22 protein-coding genes are annotated in these 25,398 nt (G+C 63.4%); 11 read left to right on the top strand and 11 right to left on the bottom strand.

What is annotated here, in order from left to right:
• Nucleotides 1-242: 242 nt before the first annotated feature.
• The 3 genes from HNQ71_RS18900 to tpiA form a co-directional block, all read right to left on the bottom strand.
• A complete protein-coding gene (locus HNQ71_RS18900; protein ID WP_184874180.1) occupies nucleotides 243-1,361 on the bottom strand; it encodes a L,D-transpeptidase in 1,119 nt (372 codons plus the stop codon).
• A 211-nt stretch (nucleotides 1,362-1,572) separates the two neighbouring features.
• Nucleotides 1,573-2,049, bottom strand: a complete 477-nt coding sequence (secG, locus tag HNQ71_RS18895) for a preprotein translocase subunit SecG (protein ID WP_184874179.1) — start codon at nucleotides 2,047-2,049, stop codon at nucleotides 1,573-1,575.
• A 170-nt stretch (nucleotides 2,050-2,219) separates the two neighbouring features.
• Complete coding sequence (tpiA, locus tag HNQ71_RS18890) at nucleotides 2,220-2,987, bottom strand: triose-phosphate isomerase (RefSeq protein WP_184874178.1); 768 nt, start codon at nucleotides 2,985-2,987, stop codon at nucleotides 2,220-2,222.
• A 144-nt stretch (nucleotides 2,988-3,131) separates the two neighbouring features.
• On the opposite strand from tpiA, the gene HNQ71_RS18885 reads away from it, so the two are divergent.
• From HNQ71_RS18885 to HNQ71_RS18865, 5 genes are read left to right on the top strand one after another with little or no spacing between them, the layout of a single operon-like run.
• A complete protein-coding gene (locus tag HNQ71_RS18885) occupies nucleotides 3,132-5,024 on the top strand; it encodes a SurA N-terminal domain-containing protein (protein WP_184874177.1) in 1,893 nt (630 codons plus the stop codon).
• Nucleotides 5,021-6,031, top strand: coding sequence for an anthranilate phosphoribosyltransferase (trpD, locus tag HNQ71_RS18880; protein WP_184874176.1), 1,011 nt, complete (start codon nucleotides 5,021-5,023; stop codon nucleotides 6,029-6,031). The genes HNQ71_RS18885 and trpD overlap by 4 nt, the downstream gene beginning before the upstream one ends.
• Before the next feature lie 3 nt (nucleotides 6,032-6,034).
• Nucleotides 6,035-6,847 carry an indole-3-glycerol phosphate synthase TrpC gene (trpC, locus tag HNQ71_RS18875; protein WP_184874175.1) on the top strand — a complete coding sequence of 271 codons (813 nt, stop codon included), beginning with the start codon at nucleotides 6,035-6,037 and terminating at the stop codon, nucleotides 6,845-6,847.
• Between the two features lie 2 nt (nucleotides 6,848-6,849).
• A complete protein-coding gene (moaC, locus tag HNQ71_RS18870; RefSeq protein ID WP_184874174.1) occupies nucleotides 6,850-7,332 on the top strand; it encodes a cyclic pyranopterin monophosphate synthase MoaC in 483 nt (160 codons plus the stop codon).
• Nucleotides 7,332-8,537, top strand: coding sequence for a molybdopterin molybdotransferase MoeA (locus HNQ71_RS18865; RefSeq protein WP_184874173.1), 1,206 nt, complete (start codon nucleotides 7,332-7,334; stop codon nucleotides 8,535-8,537). The genes moaC and HNQ71_RS18865 overlap by 1 nt, the downstream gene beginning before the upstream one ends.
• 47 nt (nucleotides 8,538-8,584) lie before the next feature.
• Here HNQ71_RS18865 and HNQ71_RS18860 read toward each other — a convergent pair whose 3' ends face one another.
• The gene (locus HNQ71_RS18860) at nucleotides 8,585-9,415 is read right to left on the bottom strand and encodes an alpha/beta hydrolase (RefSeq protein WP_184874172.1); all 831 of its coding nucleotides are present in this window, start codon (nucleotides 9,413-9,415) and stop codon (nucleotides 8,585-8,587) included.
• 313 nt (nucleotides 9,416-9,728) lie between these two features.
• Here HNQ71_RS18860 and HNQ71_RS18855 point away from each other — a divergent pair, with 313 nt between their 5' ends.
• Entirely contained in the window at nucleotides 9,729-11,354 is a 1,626-nt protein-coding gene (locus HNQ71_RS18855) for an AMP-binding protein (protein ID WP_184874171.1), read from the top strand.
• Nucleotides 11,351-12,187, top strand: a complete 837-nt coding sequence (gene kynA, locus HNQ71_RS18850) for a tryptophan 2,3-dioxygenase (protein ID WP_246461637.1) — start codon at nucleotides 11,351-11,353, stop codon at nucleotides 12,185-12,187. Before HNQ71_RS18855 ends, kynA begins: the two co-directional genes overlap by 4 nt.
• A gap of 4 nt (nucleotides 12,188-12,191) precedes the next feature.
• Here kynA and kynU read toward each other — a convergent pair whose 3' ends face one another.
• Nucleotides 12,192-13,439: a kynureninase gene (gene kynU / locus HNQ71_RS18845; RefSeq protein ID WP_184874170.1), complete on the bottom strand. Its 1,248-nt coding sequence runs from the start codon at nucleotides 13,437-13,439 to the stop codon at nucleotides 12,192-12,194.
• 158 nt (nucleotides 13,440-13,597) lie between these two features.
• Here kynU and HNQ71_RS18840 point away from each other — a divergent pair, with 158 nt between their 5' ends.
• Both HNQ71_RS18840 and lexA read left to right on the top strand, forming a co-directional pair.
• Complete coding sequence (locus tag HNQ71_RS18840; RefSeq protein ID WP_184874169.1) at nucleotides 13,598-14,335, top strand: GntR family transcriptional regulator; 738 nt, start codon at nucleotides 13,598-13,600, stop codon at nucleotides 14,333-14,335.
• A gap of 371 nt (nucleotides 14,336-14,706) precedes the next feature.
• Nucleotides 14,707-15,444 (top strand): transcriptional repressor LexA, encoded by a 738-nt coding sequence (gene lexA, locus HNQ71_RS18835; RefSeq protein WP_095081425.1) that lies wholly within the window; start codon nucleotides 14,707-14,709, stop codon nucleotides 15,442-15,444.
• On the opposite strand, the gene HNQ71_RS18830 is transcribed toward lexA, so the two are convergent.
• On the bottom strand, nucleotides 15,438-17,897 hold the full coding sequence (locus HNQ71_RS18830) for a ComEC/Rec2 family competence protein (RefSeq protein WP_184874168.1): 2,460 nt from the start codon (nucleotides 17,895-17,897) through the stop codon (nucleotides 15,438-15,440). The two genes, lexA and HNQ71_RS18830, sit on opposite strands and share 7 nt — an antisense overlap.
• Nucleotides 17,898-17,999: 102 nt before the next feature.
• Here HNQ71_RS18830 and gltX point away from each other — a divergent pair, with 102 nt between their 5' ends.
• Together gltX and gltA are read left to right on the top strand one after the other, a co-directional pair.
• Nucleotides 18,000-19,424, top strand: a complete 1,425-nt coding sequence (gene gltX / locus HNQ71_RS18825) for a glutamate--tRNA ligase (RefSeq protein ID WP_184874167.1) — start codon at nucleotides 18,000-18,002, stop codon at nucleotides 19,422-19,424.
• A 183-nt stretch (nucleotides 19,425-19,607) separates the two neighbouring features.
• Nucleotides 19,608-20,936 carry a citrate synthase gene (gene gltA / locus HNQ71_RS18820; RefSeq protein WP_136617811.1) on the top strand — a complete coding sequence of 443 codons (1,329 nt, stop codon included), beginning with the start codon at nucleotides 19,608-19,610 and terminating at the stop codon, nucleotides 20,934-20,936.
• A gap of 30 nt (nucleotides 20,937-20,966) precedes the next feature.
• On the opposite strand, the gene lpxB is transcribed toward gltA, so the two are convergent.
• Genes lpxB through lpxD form a run of 5 tightly spaced genes read right to left on the bottom strand, consistent with a single transcriptional unit; the run spans nucleotide 20,967 to nucleotide 25,389 of the window.
• The gene (gene lpxB / locus HNQ71_RS18815) at nucleotides 20,967-22,142 is read right to left on the bottom strand and encodes a lipid-A-disaccharide synthase (RefSeq protein WP_184874166.1); all 1,176 of its coding nucleotides are present in this window, start codon (nucleotides 22,140-22,142) and stop codon (nucleotides 20,967-20,969) included.
• Entirely contained in the window at nucleotides 22,135-23,052 is a 918-nt protein-coding gene (locus HNQ71_RS18810) for an LpxI family protein (RefSeq protein ID WP_184874165.1), read from the bottom strand. Before HNQ71_RS18810 ends, lpxB begins: the two co-directional genes overlap by 8 nt.
• On the bottom strand, nucleotides 23,024-23,857 hold the full coding sequence (gene lpxA, locus HNQ71_RS18805) for an acyl-ACP--UDP-N-acetylglucosamine O-acyltransferase (protein ID WP_184874164.1): 834 nt from the start codon (nucleotides 23,855-23,857) through the stop codon (nucleotides 23,024-23,026). The genes HNQ71_RS18810 and lpxA overlap by 29 nt, the downstream gene beginning before the upstream one ends.
• A 13-nt stretch (nucleotides 23,858-23,870) precedes the next feature.
• Nucleotides 23,871-24,338: a 3-hydroxyacyl-ACP dehydratase FabZ gene (gene fabZ, locus HNQ71_RS18800; RefSeq protein ID WP_184874163.1), complete on the bottom strand. Its 468-nt coding sequence runs from the start codon at nucleotides 24,336-24,338 to the stop codon at nucleotides 23,871-23,873.
• Nucleotides 24,331-25,389, bottom strand: coding sequence for a UDP-3-O-(3-hydroxymyristoyl)glucosamine N-acyltransferase (gene lpxD, locus HNQ71_RS18795; RefSeq protein WP_184874162.1), 1,059 nt, complete (start codon nucleotides 25,387-25,389; stop codon nucleotides 24,331-24,333). The genes fabZ and lpxD overlap by 8 nt, the downstream gene beginning before the upstream one ends.
• Nucleotides 25,390-25,398: the final 9 nt, after the last annotated feature.

Here is a 25,398-nt window from a genome sequence, read left to right as displayed (position 1 = left end):
TCGCTTAACGCGGCCGGATTGATTCCGCCAGAGAAAAAACCGCCGCAAAGGTTTTTTCCCAAGAAGGCGCGATACCCCTATGCATGTCGCCCAAAATCACGAAGCAGTTTTGGGACAACGACATGCACAAAACAAAGAACCAAAGCGCGTCGATTGAATCCGTTTCAACGCGACGCGCTTAGGGGCAAGTCAAAACAAAAGGGCCGGCAAAGGCCGGCCCTTCGGCATTATGGATGCAGGAGTCAGATGATGACGACCTTGGTGCCAACCCTGACGCGGCTGTAGAGATCCATGACGTGCTCGTTGATCATGCGGAAGCAGCCGTTGGAGGCGCTGGTTCCGATCGACTGCGGCGCGATGGTGCCGTGGATGCGCAGATGCGTGTCCTTCTTGCCGTCATAGAGATAGATGGCGCGGGCGCCGAGCGGGTTCTGGCCACCGCCAGGCATGCCGTCCTTGTACTGGCCATAGTGCTTCGGCTCGCGCTTTTGCATATCCAGCGTCGGGATCCAGCGCGGCCATTCCTGCTTGTCGCCGACCGCGACCGTGCCCTTGAACTGCAGGCCCTCGCGGCCGACCGCAATGGCGTAGCGCCGAGCGGTGGAAGACGATTCGACGAGATAGAGGCGGCGGGCGCTGGTGTCGATGACGATGGTGCCGGCTTCATAGCCAGTGAATTCCACGTCCTGCGGCACGAACTCCGGCTTCACCTTGAACTGCTTCTTGGCTTCCTTCTTGGCGAGAGCCTGGTCCAGCGCACGTGTCTCGGGGAGATATGAGATCGAAGACGAGGAGCTGCCGCCGAAGAGACCGGCGAACAGGCCACCGCTCGACTGCTTCTGGCCGATGACTTCGCTGCGCAACTCGCCATTGTTTCCGCTCAAAGCGACATTCATCGCTTCGGCCGGGAGCGGCTCAGCCGACTGGATAGGCTCGATCGGCGCAATCGGCTCGATGATATTGACGGTCTTCTTGGCAGGCTTGGCGTCGGCCACTTCGGTTGCCGAAGCGGTCTTGCCTCTCTTGGCGAGGAACGCTTGCCGTTCCGCCTCGGCCTTGGCCTTGGCCGCTTCGCGCATCGCCAGCTTCCTGGCTTCCAGTGCCTTGGCCTTGGCCGCTTCCTTGTCGGCAACGATCTTGGCCTCGATCTTCTTGATCTGGGCGAGATCGTCCGGTGTCGGGCTTTTCTTCTTCTTGAGAAGCTTCAATTGCGCCGCATCGCTCTTGACGGCGACGTTGATGGCACTGGTTGTGTCAGCGGATTGATTTGCGGCCATATTGGCCGGCATGCCGGCGAAAGCCGGTGAACTCATACCGAGTACGGCGCAGAGTCCCATGAAAATGAAGCTGCGAAGCTGCATGGCGAAGATCCGATCGTTCTATGCTTGTTGCCCACGGCGTCGCCCAGCACCCCCCAAGGGCGCCGGAAATGCCGCGCGCAATCTATAGTCGAATAAGCGCGGACGCCTCAAGCGTCACGCCACATTGCAGACACTCGAATCTTCGTGATCGTGCTGCATTTGCCGCGACTGTGTTCAAACGACAACAGATCGCGGCTTCAGGCGCTGGAGACTACTGGTTCGGGACCTGCGGGGTCGCCGGTGCAGCGGGCGTGGTGCCGTTGGTCGCCGGCTGAGTCGAGCCGGCGGCAGGCGCCGTGGCCGGGGCAGTCGCCGGGGGCTTTGCCGCGGCGTCGTTGCCGGAAGGCGGCGTCGGCGCGGTGTTGCCGGCGGGCGCCGGAGTGGTCGTGCCGGGCAATTGGTTGAGCACGCCCTTGCCGGCGCCGTCGGATGTCGCGGGCACGCGATCGAGGATGTCGATCGGCTTCTCGCCGTAGCGAGCGACGATCGACAGTGTCAGCGAGGTGGCGAAGAAGGCGGCCGCCAGGATCGCCGTCGCACGTGTCAGCGCATTGGCAGCGCCGCGCGCGGTCATGAAGCCGGATCCGCCGCCGATGCCAAGGCCGCCGCCTTCGGAGCGCTGCAGCAGCACCACGCCGACAAGGGCGAGCACGACCATGAGATGGATGACGATCAGTACGGTTTCCATAGTTTATCCTGGCAAGGCCTTGCCCGGTCGCGGACACGACCGGTGAATTGGAGGCGGCTCAATACAATGCTTTGATGGCATTTCCAAGCCCGTGGCCGGAATATGGGAAGCAACGATCCCTTTGCAACGATTCCGGCGCCGTCGACCCCGCTTGTTGCAGCCCATATCCCTTAGGAGATGTTGCGATAAGCCTCGGCGATGGCAAGGAAGTCCGCCGCTTTCAGGCTGGCGCCGCCGACCAGCGCGCCGTCGACATTCTTGACACCGAGCAACTCGACCGCGTTGGAGGGCTTGACCGAGCCGCCATAGAGAATGCGCATCTTCGCGGCGACACCGTCGAGCTTTTCCGACAGCTTTTCGCGGATATGTGCGTGTGCTTCGGCCACATCGGTCGCGGTCGGCGTCAGGCCGGTGCCGATCGCCCACACCGGCTCATAGGCAATGATGGTGTTCGATGGCGTGGCGCTTGGCGGCACCGAGCCGGCGACCTGCCGCGCCAGCACATCGAGCGTCGCGCCCGCTTCACGCTGCTGCTGCGTCTCGCCAATGCAAATGATGGCCACAAGCCCGGCGCGCCAGGCCGCCGAGGCCTTGGCCTGGACCGTCGCATCGTCCTCGCCGCGCTGCTCGCGGCATTCGGAATGGCCGACGATGACATGGCTCGCGCCGGCATCCTTCAGCATTTCCGCCGAGATGCAGCCGGTGTAGGCGCCGCTTTCCTTGGTGTGGCAATCCTCGCCGCCGGCGTGGACCGGCGTCCGGGACAGGATCTCGGCTGCGTGGGCAAGCAGAGTCGCGGGAACGCAAACCAGCGCTTCGGTCTCCGCATCGAGCCCACTCATGAAACCGTTGCCGATCATCCTGAGCTCGTTGAGCGAGGCACTGGTGCCGTTCATTTTCCAGTTGCCGGCGACGAGCGGGCGAATTCCTGGCGTCATGGGTCTGCTTCTCCGGGCGATATCAGGCTCTGGCCCTCACTACCAAAATCAGGCCACAAAGCAATCGACAGTGGACCGGAAGGGCGCTATTGCGCTTGTTTCAGACTCGGCGCATGCGAAAATGCGCATAAATCGGAAGTAACGATGCTTGGTGTATTGAGAAGCGCGGCGGGTACCTGGGTCGCGAAGGGTCTACTAGTGTTGCTGGTGCTCAGCTTTTTGGTCTGGGGCATTTCCGGGCGGCTGATGGGCGGTTTCGCCGGCCACGATTCGGTTATTTTCGCCGGCGGCACCAAGGTGTCGATCAACGAGTACCGCCTCGCCTATGACCGCCAGCTCGCCGTCATGTCGCAGCAGTTCGGCCAGCGCCTCACCCACGAGCAGGCAAAGGCGCTCGGCATCGACAACCAGGTGCTGGCGCAGCTCGTCTCAGGAGCCGTTCTCGACGAACAGGCCCGCAAGCTGGGCCTCGGCCTCTCCAAGGACCGGCTGGCCGAGCTGACGCGCGAAGATCCGGCCTTCAAGGGTCCCGGCGGCCAGTTCGACAGGCGAACCTTCGAATATATGTTGCAGCAGATCGGCATGCGGCCTGCGGATTATCTGAAGAACCGTGCCCAGGTGGCGGTGCGCCAGCAGATCGTCGAGGCGGTCTCGGATGGCCTCAAGGCGCCGGACACTTTCTTCAAGGCTGTCGCTCTCTATCGCGGCGAAGACCGCACCATCGACTATTTGACGCTGCCCAAGGCACTGGTCGAGCCGATCGGGGCGCCGTCCGACAGCGTGCTCTCGGCCTATTTCGACGCCAACAAGAAGACGTACGCGGCACCCGAATACCGCAAATTCTCCTACGTCCGCCTCGAGCCGGTCGACATCATGGATACGACCGCAGTCACCGACCAACAGGTCAGCGACGACTACAACAAGAACAAGGCGCGCTACACGACGCCGGAGCTGCGCACCATCGAGCAGCTTGTGTTCAAGACGCCTGACGCGGCCAAGGCCGCGCTCGATTCGCTCAAGGCCGGCGCCACCTTCGACAAGCTTGTCACGGCGGAAGGCAAGACCCCGGCCGATACGTTGCTCGGCACGCTGGCCAAGGACAAGGTCGCCGACAAGGCGGTCGCCGACGCGGCCTTCGCACTCAATGCGAATGAAGTCAGCCAGGTCGTGCAGGGTGCCTTTGGTCCTGTGCTGCTGCGCGTCACCGAAATCAAACCCCAGGTGGTGAAGCCGCTGACCGAAGTGTCCGACCAGATCCGCAAGGATCTGGCGCTGGGCGAGGCAAGTCGCATCCTTCTGGACGTACGCGACAATTACGAAGACACCCGCGCCGCTGGCGGCTCGCTGGCCGACGCCGCCACCAAGTTGAAGCTGAAGATCGTCACCATCGATGCCATCGATCGCAGTGGCCTGAGACCTGACGCAAGCATCGTCAAGGACCTGCCGCAATCGCCGGAACTGATCAAGGCTGTCTTCGACGCTGAACCCAACACGGAAAACGACGCTTTGACCACGGCGGACAACGGTTTCGTTTTCTACGAAGTGGCTTCCATCACACCGGCTCGCGACCGCACACTGGACGAGGCTCGCCAGAAGGTCGTCGCCGACTGGACCGCGGCCGAAACAACCAAGCGGCTCACCGCCAAGGCAGATGAACTCGAAAAGCGGCTCAAGGCCGGCGCCACGCTCGACGTCATCGCCGGCGAACTGAAGCTGGAAAAGCAGACCAAGCGCGGCGTCAAGCGCGAGGCCGACGATGTCGACTTCGGCAAGGAGGGCGCCGCGGCGATGTTCGGCGTCGGCGAAGGCGGCACCGGGCTGATCCCCTCGCCCACCGGCGACGGACAGATCCTGTACAAGGTCGCCGAAGTGTTCGAGCCCGCCGGAGCTGACGCCAGCTCCGTGCCGGACGAGGCACAGAAATCCTTCACCTCCGGCATGTCGGACGATCTGCTCGACCAGTTGGTGGCGCAGTTGCAGACGCAATTCGACGTTCGCATCGACCAGGCCGCCGTTGCCCAAGCCTCGACAAGATGAGCGCGCTGAAAACCCATATCGCCAAGGTCGCGACCGGAAGCGCGCTTTCCTTCGAGGAAGCGCGCGAGGCCTTCGACATCATCATGTCGGGTGACGCAACGCCCGGCCAGATCGGCGGCTTCCTGATGGCGCTGCGCGTGCGCGGCGAGACGGTGAGCGAGATTTCCGGCGCCGTCGCCACCATGCGCGCCAAGATGCTGCGCGTCGACGCACCGGCCGGCGCCATCGATATCGTCGGCACCGGCGGTGACAATTCCCACAGCGTCAACATCTCGACGGGGTCGGCGTTTGTTATCGCCGGCAGCGGTGTGCCAGTTGCCAAGCATGGCAATCGCGGGCTGTCGTCGCTGACCGGGGCCGCCGACGTGCTGGTCGCACTCGGGGTCAAGATCGATATCTCGCCCGAATTCATCGGCCGCTGCATCCATGAGGCGGGCGTCGGCTTCATGTTTGCGCCCGCGCACCATCCGGCGATGAAGCATGTCGGCCCGACCCGTGTCGAACTCGGCACCCGCACCATATTCAACCTGCTTGGGCCCCTCTCCAATCCGGCTGGCGTCAAGCGGCAGATGGTGGGTGTGTTCCTGCCGGAATGGATCCTGCCGGTGGCCGAGACGCTGAAGGCGCTGGGTGCCGAGCATGCCTGGGTTGCCCATGGCGACGGCTATGACGAGATCACCACCACCGGCGAGACCCATGTCGCCGAACTGATCGGCGGCGAGATCCGCAGCTTCACGCTAACCCCGGAAGCGGTCGGGCTGGCGCGCCACACCAAGGATGAATTGCGTGGTGGCGACGCAGCCTACAACGCCGACGCATTGCGCGATATGCTGAGTGGCGCTGCCGGCGCCTATCGCGATACCGTGCTGATGAATGCCGGCGCCGGACTTGTGGTCGCGGGCAAGGCGACGACACTTGGCGACGGCATCGCGGCGGCAGCACAAGCCATCGACAGCGGCCGGGCGCTGCAAGTGCTTGACCGGCTGATCGAGATTTCGAACGGGTAGAGCGTGTCTGACATTCTTCGCAAGATCGAGGCCTACAAGCGCGACGAGATCGCAACGGCGAAGGCGCGCGTGCCGCTGGCCGAGATCAAGGCGCGGGCCAAGGATGCCGAGGCACCACGCGGCTTTCTTGCCGCGCTCGAGACCAGGCGCAAATCCGGTGCCTTCGCGCTGATCGCCGAGATCAAGAAGGCAAGTCCCTCCAAGGGCCTGATCCGCGCCGATTTCGACCCGCCGGCATTGGCGCAGGCCTATGCGAAAGGGGGCGCCGCCTGTCTTTCGGTGTTGACCGACGCGCCGTCTTTCCAGGGTGCGCCCGAATTTCTCACCAGGGCGCGAGCCGCCGTCGCCCTGCCCGCACTGCGCAAGGATTTTCTGTTCGACCCGTATCAGGTCTACGAAGCCCGCGCCTGGGGCGCAGACGCCATCCTGATCATCATGGCCAGCGTCGACGATGCATTGGCCAGCGATCTCGAATCGACGGCGTTTGAACTCGGCATGGATGCGCTGGTCGAAGTGCACGACGAAGCCGAGACGCAGCGCGCGCTGAAACTGTCGTCGCGGCTGATCGGGATCAACAACCGCAATCTCAGGACATTCGAGACCAGTCTCGAAACGTCCGAGCGGCTGGCGTCGATGGTGCCGGCCGACCGCCTGCTGGTCAGCGAAAGCGGCATTTTCTCGCATGACGATTGCCTCAGGCTGCAAAGGAGCGACATCGGCACCTTCCTTGTCGGCGAAAGCCTGATGCGGCAACAGGACGTCACCACGGCGACGCGCTTGCTTCTGACGGGCAAGGCGCCGGCCGAGGCCATCTGACGATGACGGCCGCCCTCACCCATCTCGGCGCACAGGGCGAGGCCAACATGGTCGACGTCGGCGACAAGGCGGAGACCACGCGTACAGCAATCGCCGAGGGTTTTGTCGCGATGCAGCCCGAGACGCTGACCATGATCCTCGAAGGCAACGCCAAGAAGGGCGATGTGCTTGGCACGGCGCGCATCGCCGGCATCATGGCGGCGAAGAAGACCCATGAGCTGATCCCGCTCTGCCATCCGCTGCTCCTGACCAAGATTTCCGTCGACATTCAGCCGGACCATGCTTTGCCCGGCCTGAAGGTCACCGCGCTGGCGCGTGTCACCGGCAAGACGGGCGTCGAGATGGAAGCGCTGACCGCCGCTTCGGTGGCTTGCCTGACCATCTACGACATGGCCAAGGCGGTGGACCGCGCCATGGTCATCTCCGGCATCCGATTGGTCGAAAAGACCGGCGGCAAGTCGGGCGACTACAAAGTGGGCGCCTGATGGCGCTGGTTCCGGTCGCCGAGGCGCTCGAACGCCTGCTTGAGGGTGCAGCACCTTTGGCGGGCGAAAGCGTTCCGCTGTTCGAGGCCGTGGACCGCGTGCTGGCCGAGCCCGTCATCGCGCTCCGCACCCAGCCACCTTTCAACGCTTCCGCCATGGATGGCTACGCGGTGCGCGCCGTCGATGTGGCGTCGGTGCCGTCGAGACTTTCCGTGATCGGCATGGCGCCTGCCGGGCGTGGCTTTGACGGCACGGTCGGCAAGGCACAAGCCGTGCGTATCTTCACCGGTGCGCCGCTGCCCCAAGGCGCTGACACCATCGTCATTCAGGAGAATGTCCGCGACCTCGGTGGTGGCGACGTCGAAGTAACCGAACCGACGGCGGAGTGGCGCAACATCCGCCGCGTCGGCCTCGACTTCTCCAAGGGCGATATCCTGCTGGAGAAAGGCCGCGTGCTCGATCCCGCGGCATTGTCACTGACGGCATCGGCCAACCATCCAAGGGTCAACGTGGTAAAGCGCCCGCTGGTCGCCATCATCGCCACCGGCGACGAATTGTTGCCGCCCGGCAGCGAACTCGGGCCGGACCAGATCATCTCATCCAATGCCTATGGTGTAGCAGCGGCGGCGCAGTCGGTCGGTGCACGTGCGCTCGATCTCGGCATTGCCGCCGACCGCAGGGAGGCCATCGCCGCGCTGGTGCAGAAAGCGGTCGCGGCCGGCGCGGACGTCATCGTTACGCTGGGCGGGGCCTCGGTCGGCGACCACGATCTGATCCACGACGTGCTGACCGGAGAAGGCATGACGCTCGGCTTCTGGAAGATCGCCATGCGCCCCGGCAAGCCGCTGATGTTCGGCCGTCTCGGCGACATCAGATGCATCGGCCTGCCCGGCAATCCGGTGGCAAGCCTGGTCTGCTCGCAATTGTTCCTGAAGCCGCTGCTGGCGCGACTCGGTGGCCGCGAGCACCGGCAGGACATTCGTCCGGCGCGATTGGGCTCGGCAATGCCGGCCAATGATTTGCGCCAGGACTATGTGCGGGCGGTGGTCCGGGACGACAACGGCGCGCTGGTGGCGACGCCGTTCAGCATCCAGGATTCGTCGATGCTGAGAATGCTGGCCGATGCCAACGGGCTGATCGTGCGGTCACCATTTGCCCCCGCGGCGGCCGTTGGCGAAGCTTGCAGCGTGCTGATGTTGCGCTGAAGATTCGCCGGCAAGCCATTGATAACAAGCCGAAAATGAACTCGGCGCTATTCCGAGATCAAGGTCCGTGTCAGCGGATGCGCTGGATCGGCAAGGCCGTCGATAATGCTGTAGTGATGCCGGTCGGGCTCGACCACCGTGCTGGTCGTGGCATCGAGGCCGGTCCAGATATTGGCAAGCAAGGCGTTCTGGCGCAGGAACTCTGCGCGTTCACCACCACCGGCCCAGCAGGTGATGCGGGCACCATCCATGGGACGCAGCAGCGCCGGGCTTTCGGCCAGCGCCTCCTGCTCGTCGATTGCCAGTGTCGCGTTCATCTCGGTGCGCATGATCGGGCGCAGGTCATGGAGGCCGGAAATCGAAACGACGTGGCGTATGCGCCGCGCCACATCGGCCGCCAGAGGCGTTGTCGCCGACACCATGCGGCTGGCGAGATGTCCCCCGGCCGAATGGCCGGTCAACATCAGCGGCCCGTCGACCAGCCCTGCCGCCTTGGCGATCGCCGTGCCGATCTCCTGGACGATGCCGGCGATACGGATTTCGGGGCAAAGAGTGTAGGAGGGCATCGCCACAGCGAAGCCGCTGCTGACCGCACCATTGGCGAGATGCGACCAGAAACTCTTGTCGAACGCCATCCAGTAACCGCCATGGATGAACACCACCAATCCCTTGGGCGTGGCACTGGGTAGGAAAAGATCAAGGCGATTGCGCCGTCCGCCACCATAGGCGATGTCGAGCCGTGCCCGGCCCTCTGCCGAAAGCGCGTCACGAAACGCTTGCGCCGGCTCCACCCACGCGGCCGGCCAGCGGTCGCTGCCGGCGATGTTTGCGCTGTTCGCATAGGCATTGTCCCAATCGGCAATGCGATGTCTCGGCATCGGCACTCTCCCCCAAAACGGCATCGCTTCTGCGCTAGCAATGGCCACCATCACGCAATGCGTCAATGCTCCACGGCAAAAACATTTTAGGCTTGAAACAAATTTCGACTGGTGCGATCCTGCTCTCACGAACAGCCGACAATGGGAGGTCTGCTGTGCTGCTCAAAACCTGGAGATGTCCGTCCTTTCGGGTGGCGTCGAGCAAGGTGCGACTGGCAGCACGAAAACCTCCTCAAAAGCAGGACCTTGAGATCCACCCCATCAGGCCAGGCGTCTCGCGCACTGGCCAGGCAGCAGACAGGATAGCGGCGACATGCTTGGGCCCTCAGCGCATATCGACACGTTCACGCGCGATCACCTGCCGCCGCTTGAGCAATGGCCGGACTTCCTGCTCGACGGTTTCGACTATCCCGAACATCTCAACGCCGGCGTCGAACTCACCGACAGGCTGGTCGAGAAGGGCCTGGGTGACCACACCGCCCTGATCGGCAATGGCCGCCGCCGCACCTACAAGGAACTGTCAGACTGGACGAACAGGCTGGCCCACGCGCTGGTCGAGAACTACGGCGTCAAGCCGGGCAACCGGGTGCTGATACGCTCGGCCAACAACCCCGCCATGGTCGCTTGCTGGCTGGCCGCCACCAAGGTCGGCGCCGTGGTCGTCAACACCATGCCGATGCTGCGCGCTGGCGAGCTTGCCAAGATCGTCGACAAGGCGGAAATCACAATCGCGCTCTGCGACACCAGGCTGATGGACGAGATGACGGCTTGTGCCAAGGACAGCGCGTTCCTCAAACAGGTCATTGGTTTCGACGGCACCGCCAACCATGATGCCGAACTCGATCGCGCCGCCCTCGACAAATCGGTTGTTTTCAGCGCCGTCAACACTGGCCGCGATGACGTCGCGCTGCTCGGCTTCACTTCGGGCACGACAGGCGTGCCGAAGGCGACGATGCATTTCCACCGCGACCTCCTGATCATCGCCGACGCCTATGCCCGCGAAATCCTCCAGGTGACGCCGGACGACATCTTCGTCGGCTCGCCACCGCTGGCTTTCACCTTCGGCCTTGGCGGCCTCGCCATCTTTCCCCTGCGCTTCGGGGCGGCGGCGACGCTGCTCGAACAGGCGACGCCACCCAACATGATCCATATCATCGAGACCTACAAAGCGACCATCTCCTTCACCGCGCCGACCGCCTATCGCGCCATGCTGAAGGCCATGGATGAGGGAGCGGACCTGTCATCGCTGCGCGTCGCCGTTTCGGCCGGCGAGACTTTGCCGGCTCCGGTCTTCGAGGAGTGGACGCAAAAGACAGGCAAGCCCATCCTCGACGGCATCGGCGCCACCGAAATGCTGCACATCTTCATCTCCAACCGCTTCGACGACATGAAGCCGGCGTCGACCGGCAAGCCGGTGGGCGGCTACGAAGCTCGCATCGTCGATGACGAGATGCACGAGGTGCCGCGCGGCGCGACCGGCAGGCTGGCGGTGCGCGGCCCGACAGGCTGTCGCTACATGGCTGACGACAGGCAGAAAGAATACGTTCGCGACGGCTGGAACCTCACTGGCGACACCTTCACCCAAGACGAGAACGGCTTCTTCCATTTCGCCGCGCGCTCGGACGACATGATCGTCAGCGCCGGCTACAACATTGCCGGCCCCGAGGTTGAGGCGGCGCTGCTGGCGCACCCGGACGTCACCGAATGCGCTGTCATCGGCGCTGAGGATCCCGAACGCGGCCAGATCGTCGAGGCGCATGTCGTGCTTGTGCAAGGCGTGGCGCCTGACGCAAAGACCATCAAGCGCCTGCAGGACCATGTCAAAGCGACGATCGCGCCCTACAAGTATCCGCGATCGGTGAAATTCATTGCTGCGTTGCCCAAGACTCAGACCGGCAAGATCCAGCGCTTCCGGCTGCGCACGGAGAAAATCAATTGAGCGAGCCATACGATCCGGCGTCCGAAGGCGCACAGATGTCGTTCAAGGAGCGCATGTCCTACAGCGACTATCTGCATCTGGAGAAAGTGTTGGAGGCCCAGACCCCGCTGTCGTCAGCGCACGACGAGATGCTGTTCATCATCCAGCATCAGACCTCCGAGCTCTGGATGAAGCTTGCTCTGCACGAGATCGGTGCCGCTATCCGCTCGATCCGCGCCGACCGCCTCGAGCCGAGCTTCAAGATGCTGTCGCGCGTCGCCCGCATCTTCGAGCAGTTGAACAACGCCTGGGACGTGCTGCGGACGATGACACCCAGCGAGTACACCGAGTTCCGCGACGCTCTCGGCCAGTCCTCGGGTTTCCAGTCCTGGCAGTATCGCGCCATCGAGTTCATGGCCGGCAACCGCAACCTCGCCATGCTCGGCCCACACAAGCACCGGCCGGACCTCAGCGGGAAGCTTGAGGCGATCCTGGCCGAGCCGTCGCTCTACGACGAAGCGCTGCTGCTTTTGGCACGCAACGGATTCGACATCGGTGCCGACGCCAGGCGTACCGACTGGCGCGAGACGCGCGCAGAGAATGAAGAAGTCCTGGTTGCCTGGCAGACAGTCTACCGCGACCCGCAGCGCTACTGGATGTTCTACGAACTGGCTGAAAAACTGGTCGACTTCGAGGATTATTTCCGCCGCTGGCGCTTCAACCACGTGACCACGGTCGAACGCATCATCGGCCTGAAGCGCGGCACCGGTGGCACGTCGGGTGCGTCCTACCTGAAGAAGATGCTCGAGGTCGTCCTGTTTCCGGAACTCTGGACAGTTCGCACCCGGCTCTAGCTTCTCAGGTCACTGCGGTTTTGACCGCGAAACGCGCGTCCTGCCAGGCGCCCGTGCGCAGGATGTCCTCCAGCACCTCGACCGCCTGCCAGACATCCTTGTACCCGACATAGAGCGGAGTGAAGCCGAAGCGGATGGTCGAAGGCGCGCGGAAATCGCCGATCACGCCGCGCTCGATCAAGGCCCGCATCACCTGGTAGCCGTTGGAGTGGATGAATGACACTTGGCTGCCGCGCTCGTTGCCGTTACGCGGACTTTCAAGCTCAAGCCCGTAGGCCCCGCACCTTGCTTCGACCAGATGGATGAACAGATCGGTCAGCGCGATGCTCTTCTGGCGCACCGCCGCCATGTCGACGTTGTTCCAGAGGTCCAGGGCGCCCTTGAGCGCCCGCATCGACAACACCGGCTGCGTGCCGCACAGGAACCGACGGATGCCGGTGCCGGCGGCGTAGGCCTGTTCGAAGGCGAACGGCCGCGCATGCCCCCACCAGCCGCTGAGCGGCTGATAGACATCACCGTGGTGCCGCTCTGCGGCATAGATGAAGGCTGGCGAACCCGGGCCGCCATTGAGGTACTTGTAGGTGCAGCCGATGGCGAAATCGGCATTGGCGCCGTCGAGTTCGACCGGCAGCGCACCGGCGGTGTGGCAGAGATCCCAGACGATCAGCGCACCAGCCTGATGGGCCCTGCGCGTCAGCGCCGCCATGTCGCGCAACTGGCCGGATTTGTAGTTGACGTGGTTGACCAGGATAACGGCGACGCGCTCATCGATCAGTTCCTCTATATCAGGCGCGTCGACGCCCTCGAGCCGCAGCACCGTACCCGGCCGCGTCGAGGCAACGCCCTCGGCCATATAGAGATCGGTCGGAAAGCTGTCGCCCTCGGCGACGATGACTGACCGGTCCGGACGCATCGCGAGCGCCGCATGCAGCACCTTGTAGATATTGATCGACGTCGTATCGCAGACCACAGTCTGGCCGGCCGCGGCGCCGATCAGGCGTCCGAGCTGGTCGCCGAGTTCGACCGGCATGTCGAACCAGCCGGCGGTGTTCCAGGCACGGATGAGATCCTGCGCCCATTCCTGTGTGGCGGCCTTGTTCAGTTCGTCGAAGACGGCGGGAGAAGCCGCGCCAAGCGAATTGCCGTCGAGGTAGATCACCCCTTGCGGCAAGACGAAACGATCGCGCATGGAACGCAGCGGATCCGCGGCGTCCATCGCCTCGATTGCAGCGAGATCGAGAGTTGCGTTCATGGTCGACTATCTCCGCGCATGAGCGTGCTCAGATGAACACAGTGAACCTTGGGCCGATCATGGGCAGTCCCTTGGGCACTGTCAAACATTATATATAATTTACGCAATGTGAGGCTTTCATATATAATCACCATTCCAAGCAGTGCGGATGGACGACGATGCTGGACGACGAGCACTTCTCGAAGACGGAAGCAGCCTACAGGCTGCTGCGTCGCGATATCCTCAGCACCCGTCTGAAGCCCGGCGCTCCGCTCAAGCTCAGCGCGTTGCGCAACAGCTATGGCATCGGCTGGACGCCGTTGCGCGAGGCGCTGTCGCGCCTGGAGGCCGAGCGCCTGGTGACCGCCATCAGCAATCGCGGCTTTGCCGTCGCTCCGGTCTCGCGCAACGAGCTGGAAGACCTGTCACGCGCCAGGTTGGTGGTTGAATTGCCTCTGCTCCAGGAATCGATCGAGAAGGGCAGCCGTGAATGGGAGGACGCTGTCGTTGCCGCCCACTACCGGCTGTCGCGCAGCAGGACCGCGGTCGACGACCCGTCAGACAACGTTGTCGACGAATGGGATGAAAAGCACGAGGCTTTCCACGCGGCACTGCTTAGCGCAGCAACCTCCCCCTGGCTGCTGACCTTCCACTCCACGATCGCGGATCAGTTGCGTCGCCATCACCGCTTTCTTGGCCTGGCGCCCACCTTGCGGGCGGCCGCCGGTCTCCAGCATGGCCATGAAGAGGCCATGGAAGCGCTGCGCCAGGCCGTCGCGATCGAACATCATACCGCGCTCATGGAAGCGGCGCTGGATCGCAACATCGAGCGCGCGAAAACCCTGATGGTTACCCACATCGGCTATACGCTGCATGTCTATGTCCATGCCGGCGACGGCAGCACGAACAAGCGGTAATGCAAAGAGGAACAAGGCAAAACCGATATGTGTAATTCCTCTGCCAAAGTTGGCATTTTGGCTCCGTTTCGTTCACGGGAGCCAACGACCGGTGAAGTGAACCGAGCTCACTTGTCGAGCTTCAAGTTTTAACCGAGGCCAAGCCCGACACAGGGTGGGCCACAGGCCATTAACCATAGGAATTTCAATCAACCAAACGCGCGGCGGTGGCGGGCAGCGTCGACCGCGACCCACTGCCGGGGCGCCAATTAATTTCAGCGGCCTTAACAAGTTCATTAAACTTTAAACGGTTGCGGAACACAACTGGAACAGATAGTGTTTGTTCTGGGTTTGTTTTTACGATTCTGGTTTTAGGTAACCTGGGGGCTGCCATGCTGACGCGCAAACAACATGAACTGCTGATGTTCATTCATGAACGGCTCAAGGAAAGCGGCATTCCGCCATCCTTCGACGAGATGAAGGAAGCGCTCGACCTCGCTTCCAAATCCGGCATCCACCGGCTGATCACGGCGCTGGAAGAGCGCGGCTTCATTCGCCGGCTGCCCAACCGGGCGCGCGCGCTGGAAGTGCTGCGGCTGCCGGATTCGATCGCGCCAGGCCTCAACGCGGCAAAGAAGTTCTCGCCAAGTGTCATCCAGGGCAGCCTCGGTCAAGGCGGCCTTGGCCGGCAACTCAAGCCGGCGTCTTCGCGGATGCCTTCGGCCGGCAATGACGACGACGTGGTTTCCGCTGTGTCGATCCCGGTCATGGGACGCATCGCCGCCGGTGTGCCGATCGACGCCATCCAGCATCAGACGCATTCGATCTCGGTGCCGCCGGACATGATCATGGGCGGCGAACACTATGCCCTGGAGGTCAAGGGCGACTCGATGATCGAGGCCGGCATCTTCGACGGCGATACCGTCATCATCCGCAACGCCGATACAGCCAGCCCGGGTGAGATCATCGTGGCGCTGGTGGATGAAGAGGAAGCGACGCTGAAGCGGTTCCGCCGCAAGGGCGCCTCGATTGCTCTCGAAGCCGCCAACCCGGCCTATGAAACCCGCATTTTCGGACCGGACAGGGTCAAGGTGCAAGGCAAGCTCGTCGGGCTGATCAGGCGCTACTGAGCCGGGATTGCGACCGGGTTTTCGGGTTTGCGGTAGGGTGGCAGGCCCCTCGCCTCGCGCGAGAATTTGCGTTGCTTGTGCCAGGGCCGGTATGACCCGTCCACCGCGAAGCTGATCGTTGCAGGCGTGGTCGCCGATTGGCGATCCAAGAAGACGGCCGCGCTACCCTTGCGAGCCAGTTGCCGCTTGGTGATGACGAGCACCAGCGGATTGTGACAGGGGTCATAGGCCGTGGCGTCATTGATGACGATCAGGTCGGCGAAGCCGCAGGCTTTCCAGGCGTCCTTTCGGTCTTCGACATGCGCGATGATCGCACCGGATGGATGCTTGGCGAGGCAAACGCCTGATGTGCAATAGAAAGGCGCGCCCGGCGGCAGTTCAGAGGCGTCGGCTATCTCGAATTGCCCGTCGCCTTTGCTGAACACCTCCGGCGTGACGATGGTTTCGGATGTCAGAGCGCGTTTCCAGTTGTCGACCGTGAATTCGTTCGGACGTGGCCGGCTGACGGCGAGCTCGCCACCCCCGATCGGCAGCGCAACCAGCCTGGCGTCCTCCGAAATCAGCACGTCCGGTACGCGCGTGTCCGAGACGGTCAACAGGCCGGCAAGCGCGAACGGAAGGGCTGCGAGCCGCAGCCATGTCGTCGCCATCGTCGCGATGACCAAGGCAATCGCCACCAGCAGGACGGACTGCTGCGAAATCAGCCCGACCGCATCGACAGGCGAACGTTCGGAAATCCAGGCCGATATGGCGATCATTGCTGTCAGTCCCTTGCCCATCAGGTAGAGGAATGGCCCGTCGAGTCCGAACGGCATCAGCAAGGCGCTGGCAACCGCCAGGAACATGACGACGGACACGATCGGCATGATGGCCAGATTGGCGAACAGGCTGAGCGGTGACACCCGCTGAAAATGCCAGATGGCAAACAGCGCGGTGGCGCTGCCGGCGATGATGGAGGTCATGGCAAGGCCACCCATCGCCAACAGGAATTTTCGCGTGAGAAAGCCAGGCAGAGATCGCCGTGGCGGCGGCGGTCTCGTTTTCGCCGCACGATGATCAGACCAGCCGGCATAGGCACCGACCAGCGCCGCGGTCGCGGCGAACGACATCTGGAAACTTGGGCCGACCACTTCATGCGGCGACACCACAATGACCGCGATTGCCGAGATCGCCAGATTGCGCATGGTCAGCGCCGCCCGATCGAACAGCACCGCAATCAGCATCACCGCCAGCATGATGAAGCTGCGCTCGGCGGCAACGACGATACCTGAGATGACGAGATAGGCGGCGATCGAGACAAGTGCCGCGGCGGCCGCGTATTTCTTGACCGGCCGACGCGCTGAAAAGTCCGGAAACAGGGCGAAGGCGCTGCGCATCAGCATCATAATGGTGCCGGCCACCAGTGCCATGTGCAGCCCCGAAATGGAGATGATGTGGTAGATGCCGGTGCGCCGCATCGCTTCGTTGATCTCATCGGGAATGCCGGCGCGCACGCCGACGATCAGGGCCGCGGCGATCTCGCCTTCGGCGCCACCGACACTGCCTCTGATATGGTCGGCAATGGCTTCACGGGCATTCTCTATCCCCGAGGCAAGCCGGGCCGACAGCGGCATGTCGTCGTCATCGCCGGCGACAAGCTTTGGATTGCCGAGGAAAAACCCGCTGCCGCCGATGCCGGCGAAATAGCTGTCGAAGGAGAAGTCGTAGCTGTCCGGCCGCACCGGGCCGGTGGGCGGCAACAGCTTGGCGTAGCCGGTGACCAGGGAGCCGGCGGTTATCTCCGCCGGGATCTTTCGCGCCGAAAGCCGAACCCGCTCTGGCGCATAGCGCAATTTCGGCCTAGCGGTCGACGTCACGTCGATGGTCAGCCGGATGCGGCCGGTCTCCATTTGGTCAAGCGAGACGACGCGGCCGGTCACTTGGGTCGAGATTTCCGAACCCAGCATCTGCGTTCCCGCTCGCCATGTCTCGACCTTGCCGGCGAGCAGGCCGAGCGTGCACAGCAGCGCAGCCATGAAGCACAGATGGGTTTTCGGCCAGGAACGCGAGACGAACGCGCACAGCCCCGTCAGAACGACGACCGCGACAACCTTTGCAAAATCAGGCTCCGCCGCCAGCGAGAAATAGCCGATCGCTCCGATCGCGAGGCAGACCGGCACCAGCAGGAAGGCCACGCCTCGGTCGAGTTCCAGATCCGCTGCCGTGGCCACGCCGTGCCGCAGCCGAGGCAGCGATATCCGGCCGATTTGCCGGCGCACGCGCACGATCCTGCCGGCCTCGGCAACAGGGACGGGGGCGGAGACATCCGCTTGCAACGGCGGGTTGCCGGGGGCCGGCACGAGGGGCGATGGCGGCGGCAACGAAGCCGGCAGCGGCATCGCAAACAGGGATCGTTCGCTGACGCCAATTGTGGCGTCCTCGCCCTGATCCGAGCCCCGGCCCCGTCCAGCCATCGGGTCTGCCCCTTGCGCCCTCGACACCCTATGCTACATGAACGCGCAACGCGCGAAAGTCCGCGCAACCACACCCCGCTTCAGATGGTTTCCGAGAGTTTCATGTCCGACAAGGTCGTCACCCGTTTTGCCCCCTCGCCCACCGGTTACCTGCACATAGGCGGCGCGCGCACGGCGCTGTTCAACTGGCTGTACGCAAAGCACACCGACGGCACGATGCTGCTGCGCATCGAGGACACCGATCGCGAGCGCTCCAACGATGCCGCGACCGCAGCCATTCTCGACGGGCTTTCCTGGCTCGGCCTCTCCTGGGATGGCCAGGCCGTCTCGCAGTTCGAGCGCGCACCGCGTCATCGCGAGGTGGCCGAGGAGCTCGTGCGCATGGGCAAGGCCTACTACAGCTACGAGACGCCGGCCGAGCTGGAGGCGATGCGCGAGGCAGCACGCGCCAAGGGGCTGCCGCCTCGCTATGATGGCCGCTGGCGTGACCGGGATCCCTCCGAGGCGCCCGTAGGCGCCAAGGGCGCCATCCGCATCAAGGCGCCGACCGCGGGCGAGACGGTGGTGCACGACCGTGTCCAGGGCGAGGTGCGCTTCCCCAACAAGGATCTCGACGACTTCATCATCCTGCGTTCGGACGGCAACCCGACCTACATGCATGCCGTCGTCGTCGACGACCACGACATGGGCGTCACCCACATCATTCGTGGCGACGACCATTTGACCAACGCGGCCCGCCAGACGGTGATCTACGACGCCATGGGCTGGGAGGTGCCGTCTATGTCGCATATCCCGCTGATCCACGGCGCCGATGGCGCCAAGCTGTCGAAGCGGCACGGCGCGCTCGGCGTCGAGGCCTATCGCGCCATGGGCTACCTGCCGGAGGCGCTGCTCAACTACCTGGCGCGCCTTGGCTGGAGCCATGGCGACGACGAGATCATGTCGATCAGGGACATGATCTCCTGGTTCGATATCGGCGATGTCAACAAGGGCGCCGCCCGCTTCGACTTCGCCAAGCTCGAGGCGCTGAACGGCGTCCATATGCGCCGCATGAGCGATGCCGAACTGTTCGACATCTTCATCGCCACCCTGCCTTATCTCGAGGGTGGTCAGGCGATGGCCGCGCGCCTCGACGGCAAGAACAAGGCGCAGTTGCTCGCCGCACTGCCGGGCCTGAAGGAGCGCGCCAAGACACTGGTCGAGCTTGTCGACGGCGCCGCCTTCCTGTTTGCCACCCGGCCGCTGCCGATCGACGACAAGGCGGCACTGCTGCTCAATGAAGACGCGCGCAAGATCCTGCGCGGCGCTCGCGAAGCTTTGACCGCCCTGTCAGGTGACTGGACGGCCACTGCGGCTGAAGCCGCGGTGCGCGACTATGCACAGGCCGGCGGCCACAAGCTTGGCGCCGTGGCCCAGCCTTTGCGCGCCGCCCTGACTGGCAAAAGCACCTCACCGGGCGTGTTCGACGTGCTTGCAGTACTCGGCCGCGAGGAAAGCCTGGCGCGCATAGCGGATCAAATCGATTAGGAGCAAACTGGCCCAAGAAGATTGGCATTGAAAGGCGCGTTTCGCAGTGCAACATTAGGCCTTGGCCCAATCTGGCACGCACCTCCTATAATGCGGTGGCGAATACGCGCATTGCGGTGATTTCGACGTGTCGCTCTGCGGAATTTGCCTTTGCCGGCATGAGGAAACAAGAAGGAGTTTGCAATGACCGAAGCTGCGAAAAAACTGGATTTGGGCGGCAAGACCCAAGAGGCCACGGCAACGCTTGAATTCGCCGGCAAAACCCACGAGTTCAAGGTGCGAAGCGGCTCTGTCGGGCCCGATGTCATCGACATCGCCTCGCTCTACAGCACCACCGGCGCCTTCACCTATGATCCCGGCTTCACCTCGACGGCAAGCTGCGAGTCCGAGATCACCTTCATCGACGGCGATGCCGGCATCCTCTTGCACCGCGGCTATCCGATCGACCAGTTGGCCGAACACGGCGACTTCCTCGAGGTCTGCTATCTCCTGCTCTACGGCGAATTACCGACCAAGGCGCAGAAGGACGATTTCGATTACCGCGTGACGCGCCACACCATGGTGCACGAGCAGATGTCGCGTTTCTTCACCGGCTTCCGCCGCGACGCGCATCCGATGGCAGTGATGTGCGGCGTGGTTGGCGCGCTGTCGGCCTTCTATCACGACTCCACCGACATCTCCGACCCCTACCAGCGCATGGTTGCCTCGATGCGGCTGATCGCCAAGATGCCGACGATCGCGGCGATGGCCTACAAATACCATATCGGCCAGCCCTTCATTTACCCGAAGAACGAGCTGAACTTCGCCGCCAACTTCCTGCATATGTGCTTTGCCGTGCCGTGCGAGGAGTACAAGATCAACCCGGTGCTGGCTCGCGCCATGGAGCGCATCTTCATCCTGCATGCCGACCACGAGCAGAACGCCTCGACCTCGACCGTGCGTCTTGCTGGCTCATCGGGCGCGAACCCGTTCGCCTGCATCGCCGCCGGCATCGCTTGCCTGTGGGGCCCAGCCCATGGCGGCGCCAATGAAGCGGCGCTCAACATGCTGGGCGAGATCGGTCATGTCGACCACATCCCGGAGTTCATCGCCCGCGCCAAGGACAAGAACGACCCCTTCCGGCTGATGGGCTTTGGCCACCGCGTCTACAAGAACTACGATCCGCGCGCCAAGATCATGCAGAAGACCGCGCATGAGGTACTTGGTGAGCTCGGCATCAAGGACGATCCGCTGCTCGATATCGCCATGGAGCTGGAAAAGATCGCGCTGACCGATCCCTATTTCATCGAGAAGAAGCTCTACCCGAATGTCGACTTCTATTCCGGCATCACGCTGAAGGCGCTGGGCTTCCCCACCACCATGTTCACGGTGCTGTTCGCGGTTGCCCGCACCGTCGGCTGGATCGCGCAGTGGAAGGAAATGATCGAGGACCCGCGCCAGAAGATCGGCCGTCCGCGCCAGCTCTATACCGGCGCGCCGGAGCGTGACTACGTGCCGATCGCCAAGCGGTGATCGAGGCTTTCCGGATTGAAAAGGCGCCCGTTAGGGCGCTTTTTTTATGTGACGAAGCACGACGCCAGCCGCGATCTCGCCGGACGGCTTGTCGGTCGCCATGCGCCGGGTAATCTCGGCAAAACCCTGCTTCTGCCAGGCGCGCATCCCGCTGTCGGTGAACAGCGCTTCCAATTGCCGGGTCAGATTGTTCGGCTTGACGTACTCATTGTAGAACTCCGGAACCAGCGCCCGATCCGCGATCAGGTTGGGCAACAGCGCCGACCAGACGGACAACAGGTAAGGCGCCACGACGCGCGCGACGGGATCGAGCCTGTAACAGGAGACCATCGGCACACCCACCAGCGCCAGCTCCAGCGATACTGTTCCGGACGCGATCAGCGCCGCGTCGGCCTTGCCGAAAGCCTGCCATTTGCGTTGGGGATCAACTATGATCTCGGGTTTTTCGTCCCACCGCGTGACCGAGGCCCTGACCAGGTCGGCGACATGCGGGACTGTTGGCAGTAGCAGGCGCAGGCGGTGCCCGCGTGCATGCAGCATCGACACCGTCTCGCCGAACGGCTCGAGCAGCCTTCGCACCTCGCCGCGCCGGGAACCAGGCAAGACAAGTAGTGTTTTGACGCGATCCGGAGAAGCAAGGTCGCGCGGCAGATCCTGCGCCTTGGCAGCACCGAGCACGCCTGCATCATGGGTGAGGCGATGCCCGACATAGGTTCCGGGCGGGCCGCCCAGTCGTTCGAGTTCCTTCACCTCGAACGGCAGGATACAGAGGATATGGTCGACATAGGGCTTCATTGCCACCGCCCTGCCCGGCCGCCATGCCCACACGCTAGGGCAGACATAGTGGATGATCGGGATCGACGGATTGGCCGCACGCACCTTCCTGGCGACGCGCAACGAAAAGTCCGGACTGTCGATGGTGACGAGGCAATCGGGCTTCTCGTCCGCAACGGTTTTGGCTAGCTGGTTGATCCGCCGCATCAGGCGCGGCAGGTCGCGCAGGATGGCGCTGAATCCCATCAGGGCGATCTCGCCGGCATCGAATGGCGACACCAGTCCCAGCGCTTGCAAATGGCGACCGCCGAGACCGGCGATCTGCACCTCCCGCCCGGTAGCCTGCTTGAGCGAACGCACGATGTCGGCGCCAAGCAGATCGCCGGACTCTTCGCCTGCAATAATCGCGATCTTCAATGCCCTGTCAGGCATGATGCGGCTCCGTGGCGGCAGGCAGACCGATGACGAACAGGCCGAGGGCGTTGGCGCGCGCGACGGTTTCGGGGCCTTCGAGAACCAGCGAACGTCCCGCCTCGACAGCAATGCCGGCAAGCCCGGCCGCATGCACCGCCTCGATCGTCTGCGGACCGATGGAAGGAAGATCCGCGCGCAGTTCCTGGCCAGGCTTGGCGCATTTGACCAGCACGCCGCGGGTCTTGCCGGCGATACGGCCGTGGCCACGCAACAGCTTCGCGCGATCGAGCAGTCCGGCCGTTCCCTCGATGCCTTCGAGCGCAATGGTGCGGCCACCGACCGCGATCGCCGCCTGGCCAATATCCAGCGCGCCTATCGCCTTTGCCGCTGCAAGGCCTGCCTCGATGTCGAGCCAGTCCGACTTGCGTGGCGTGGCCTTCGTCAGGACACCCTCGGCGGCGACGAGGTCCGGCACGATTTCGTGGGCGCCGACGATCTTTATGCCTCGTGCTTCGAGGCCTCGTGCCACGACCTTCAGTAAGCCGTCGTCACCGCGCGCCAGCGCCATGACCACCAGGGGTATCACCGCGAGCAGGCTGAGACTGGGGCGCAGCGCAAGCAATCGTGGCCTGCGCTTGATCTCGCCCGCAAGCACCAGATGCGTAATCCGGTGCCGCCTCAACAAGGGTATCAGCGAGCCGATGCCTTCCAGAGCGAGGCCTTCATGCTCATACCGGGAGAGCTCCGCAATGCGGTCCACCTCGCCTTCCATCAGGATGACAAAGGGAGGGTAGCCTCGTTGTGCCGAACCGGCCGCGACTTCGACCGGCAGGCTGCCGCCCCCGGCGATGATGCCGACCCTGGCGCCCGACGGGAGATCAAGACCTGCTGCCGCGGTCTCAGTCTTCGTCATCGACATCGTCGCCATCGCCGCCCTTCAGCGACGGCACCGCATAATGCCGCTTGCCGCGACTGGTGATGAAATCGACGATCTTCATGGCGGTCGGCGACGACGCGAATTCGGCCTTGGCGAATTCGATGTTCTCACCGACGGTGCGGGAGCGATCGAAGATCATCCTGTAGGCCTTGCGCAGCAGATGGATCTCAGACCTCGGCAGGCCGGAACGCTTCAGGCCAATGATGTTGAGGCCACGCAGACTGGCGCGGTTGCCGACCGCGATGGCATAGGGAATGACATCGCCCACGATCGCGGAGCAGCCGCCCAGAAAGGCATTGTCGCCGACGCGGACAAACTGATGAACTGCGGTCAGGCCGCCAATATAGACGTTGTTGCCGATCTCGCAGTGGCCGCCCAGCGTCGCTCCGTTGGCGAACGTCGCATTGTTGCCGACGACGCAATCATGGGCGATGTGGGCGTAGGCAAGGAAATTGCCATTGTCGCCGATCGTCGTCTCGCCACGGCTGGAATCGGTGCCGAGATGCATGGTCACGCCTTCGCGGATCGTGCAGTTCTCGCCGATGACCAAAGTGGTGCGGCCGCCCTTGTGCTTGGTGTTCTGCGGCGGCCCGCCCAGTATCGCCATCGGGTAGACCTTGGTCGAGGCACCGATGGTGGTCGCGCCCATCACCGAGACGTGGCTGACCAGTTCGACGCCGTCGTGGATCACCGCATCGGCGCCGACATGGCAAAACGGGCCAATGCGCACGCCTTGGCCGATCTGGGCGCCTTCCTCCACGACAGCGGAAGCATGGATAGATGTCTTGATTTTCATAAGCATTCGATCGTCAGTCGCTGGTGACCATCATGGCTGAAATCTCGGCCTCGGCCGCCTTGGCGCCGTCGACCATGGCTTCACAAGCGAATTTCAGCAGGTTGCCGCGTTTCTTGATTTTCTTGACATGGATCCTCAACTGGTCGCCGGGAACGACCGGTTTGCGGAATTTGGCATTGTCGATGGTCAGGAAATAGACCAATGACGGCTTTTCAGTGCGCAGGCTGCGGATGCAGATGGCGCCGGCCGTCTGCGCCATCGCCTCGACGATGAGCACACCCGGCATCACCGGCTGCTCGGGAAAATGGCCCTGAAAATGCGGCTCGTTTATGGTCACGTTCTTGATGCCGACAGCTGACTCGTCGCCATCGATATCGACGATGCGATCGATCATCAGGAACGGATAGCGGTGCGGCAGGAGCTTCATCAGCCCCATGATGTCGACCACTTCCAGCGTCGTCGACGCGATCATGTCAGCCATTGCCTCCCTCACCCTGTTTGCGGGTCCTGGCGAGCTTGCGCAGCATGGCTATCTCCCGCATGGCTTCCGCCATCGGCTGTGCCGGATAACCACCCCAGATCTCGCCTGCAGGGACATTGCTCATAAACCCACTTCTGGCGGCAAGCTTGGCCCCGGACCCGATGGTCAGATGATCCGCAAGCCCGACGCCGCCGCCCATGGTGACATTGTCACCCACAATCACGGAACCCGAAATACCCGAAAGCCCGGCTATTATGCAATTGCGGCCGATGCGGACGTTATGGGCGATCTGCACGAGATTGTCGATCTTGGTGCCCTGGCCGATGATCGTATCGGACATGGCGCCGCGATCGACCGTGGTGTTGGAGCCGATCTCGACGTCGTCCTGGATGACGACACGGCCGACCTGCGGCACGCGTTCGGGTCCCTTGGCGCCGCCGACGAAGCCAAAACCATCCTGGCCGATCCTGGCGCCGCCATGGATGATGACGCGATTGCCGATCAAGGCATACTGGATGCTGGCGCCTGGACCGACATAGCCGTCGCGGCCGATCTGGCAGGATTGTCCGATGACCGCGTTGGGCGCGATGACGGTACCGCCGCCGATCGAAGCACCCGGCCCGATGACGGCACCTGCCTCGATGACAGCACCTGCCTCGACATGCGCGGTCGGATCGATATGAGCATGCGGCGAGACACCGGTTTCACTGGTCATTGGTCCCGGTGTCGCGGCCGTCGGGAAGAGCAGACGGCCGACCAGCGCGAATGCCTGTTGCGGACGCGGATGAACGAGTACCGCGATGCCGGCCGGCGCCTTGCTGGCGAATTCCGCCGGACAAAGGACCGCGGCCGCTCGCAGCGACAGCATCAGCGCGGAATTGCGTTTGCCATCGACGAAAACGAGCGCATTCTCGCCGCCCTCATTGGCCGGCGCGAGCGCTTCGATCGAGATATGGGATTGGCCGGAATCGACAAGCACCGAGCCGGTCAGATTCGCGACTTCGCCCGCCGTATACCGGCGTGATGGCGCGAAGAACACCGGATCGGTCATTCCAGAAGC

It is taken from the genome of Mesorhizobium sangaii, assembly GCF_014207355.1.
Lineage (GTDB): Bacteria > Pseudomonadota > Alphaproteobacteria > Rhizobiales > Rhizobiaceae > Mesorhizobium > Mesorhizobium sangaii.
The sequence above is the reverse complement of the archived record's forward strand: the minus strand, read 5'-3'. Positions and strand labels throughout refer to the sequence as shown.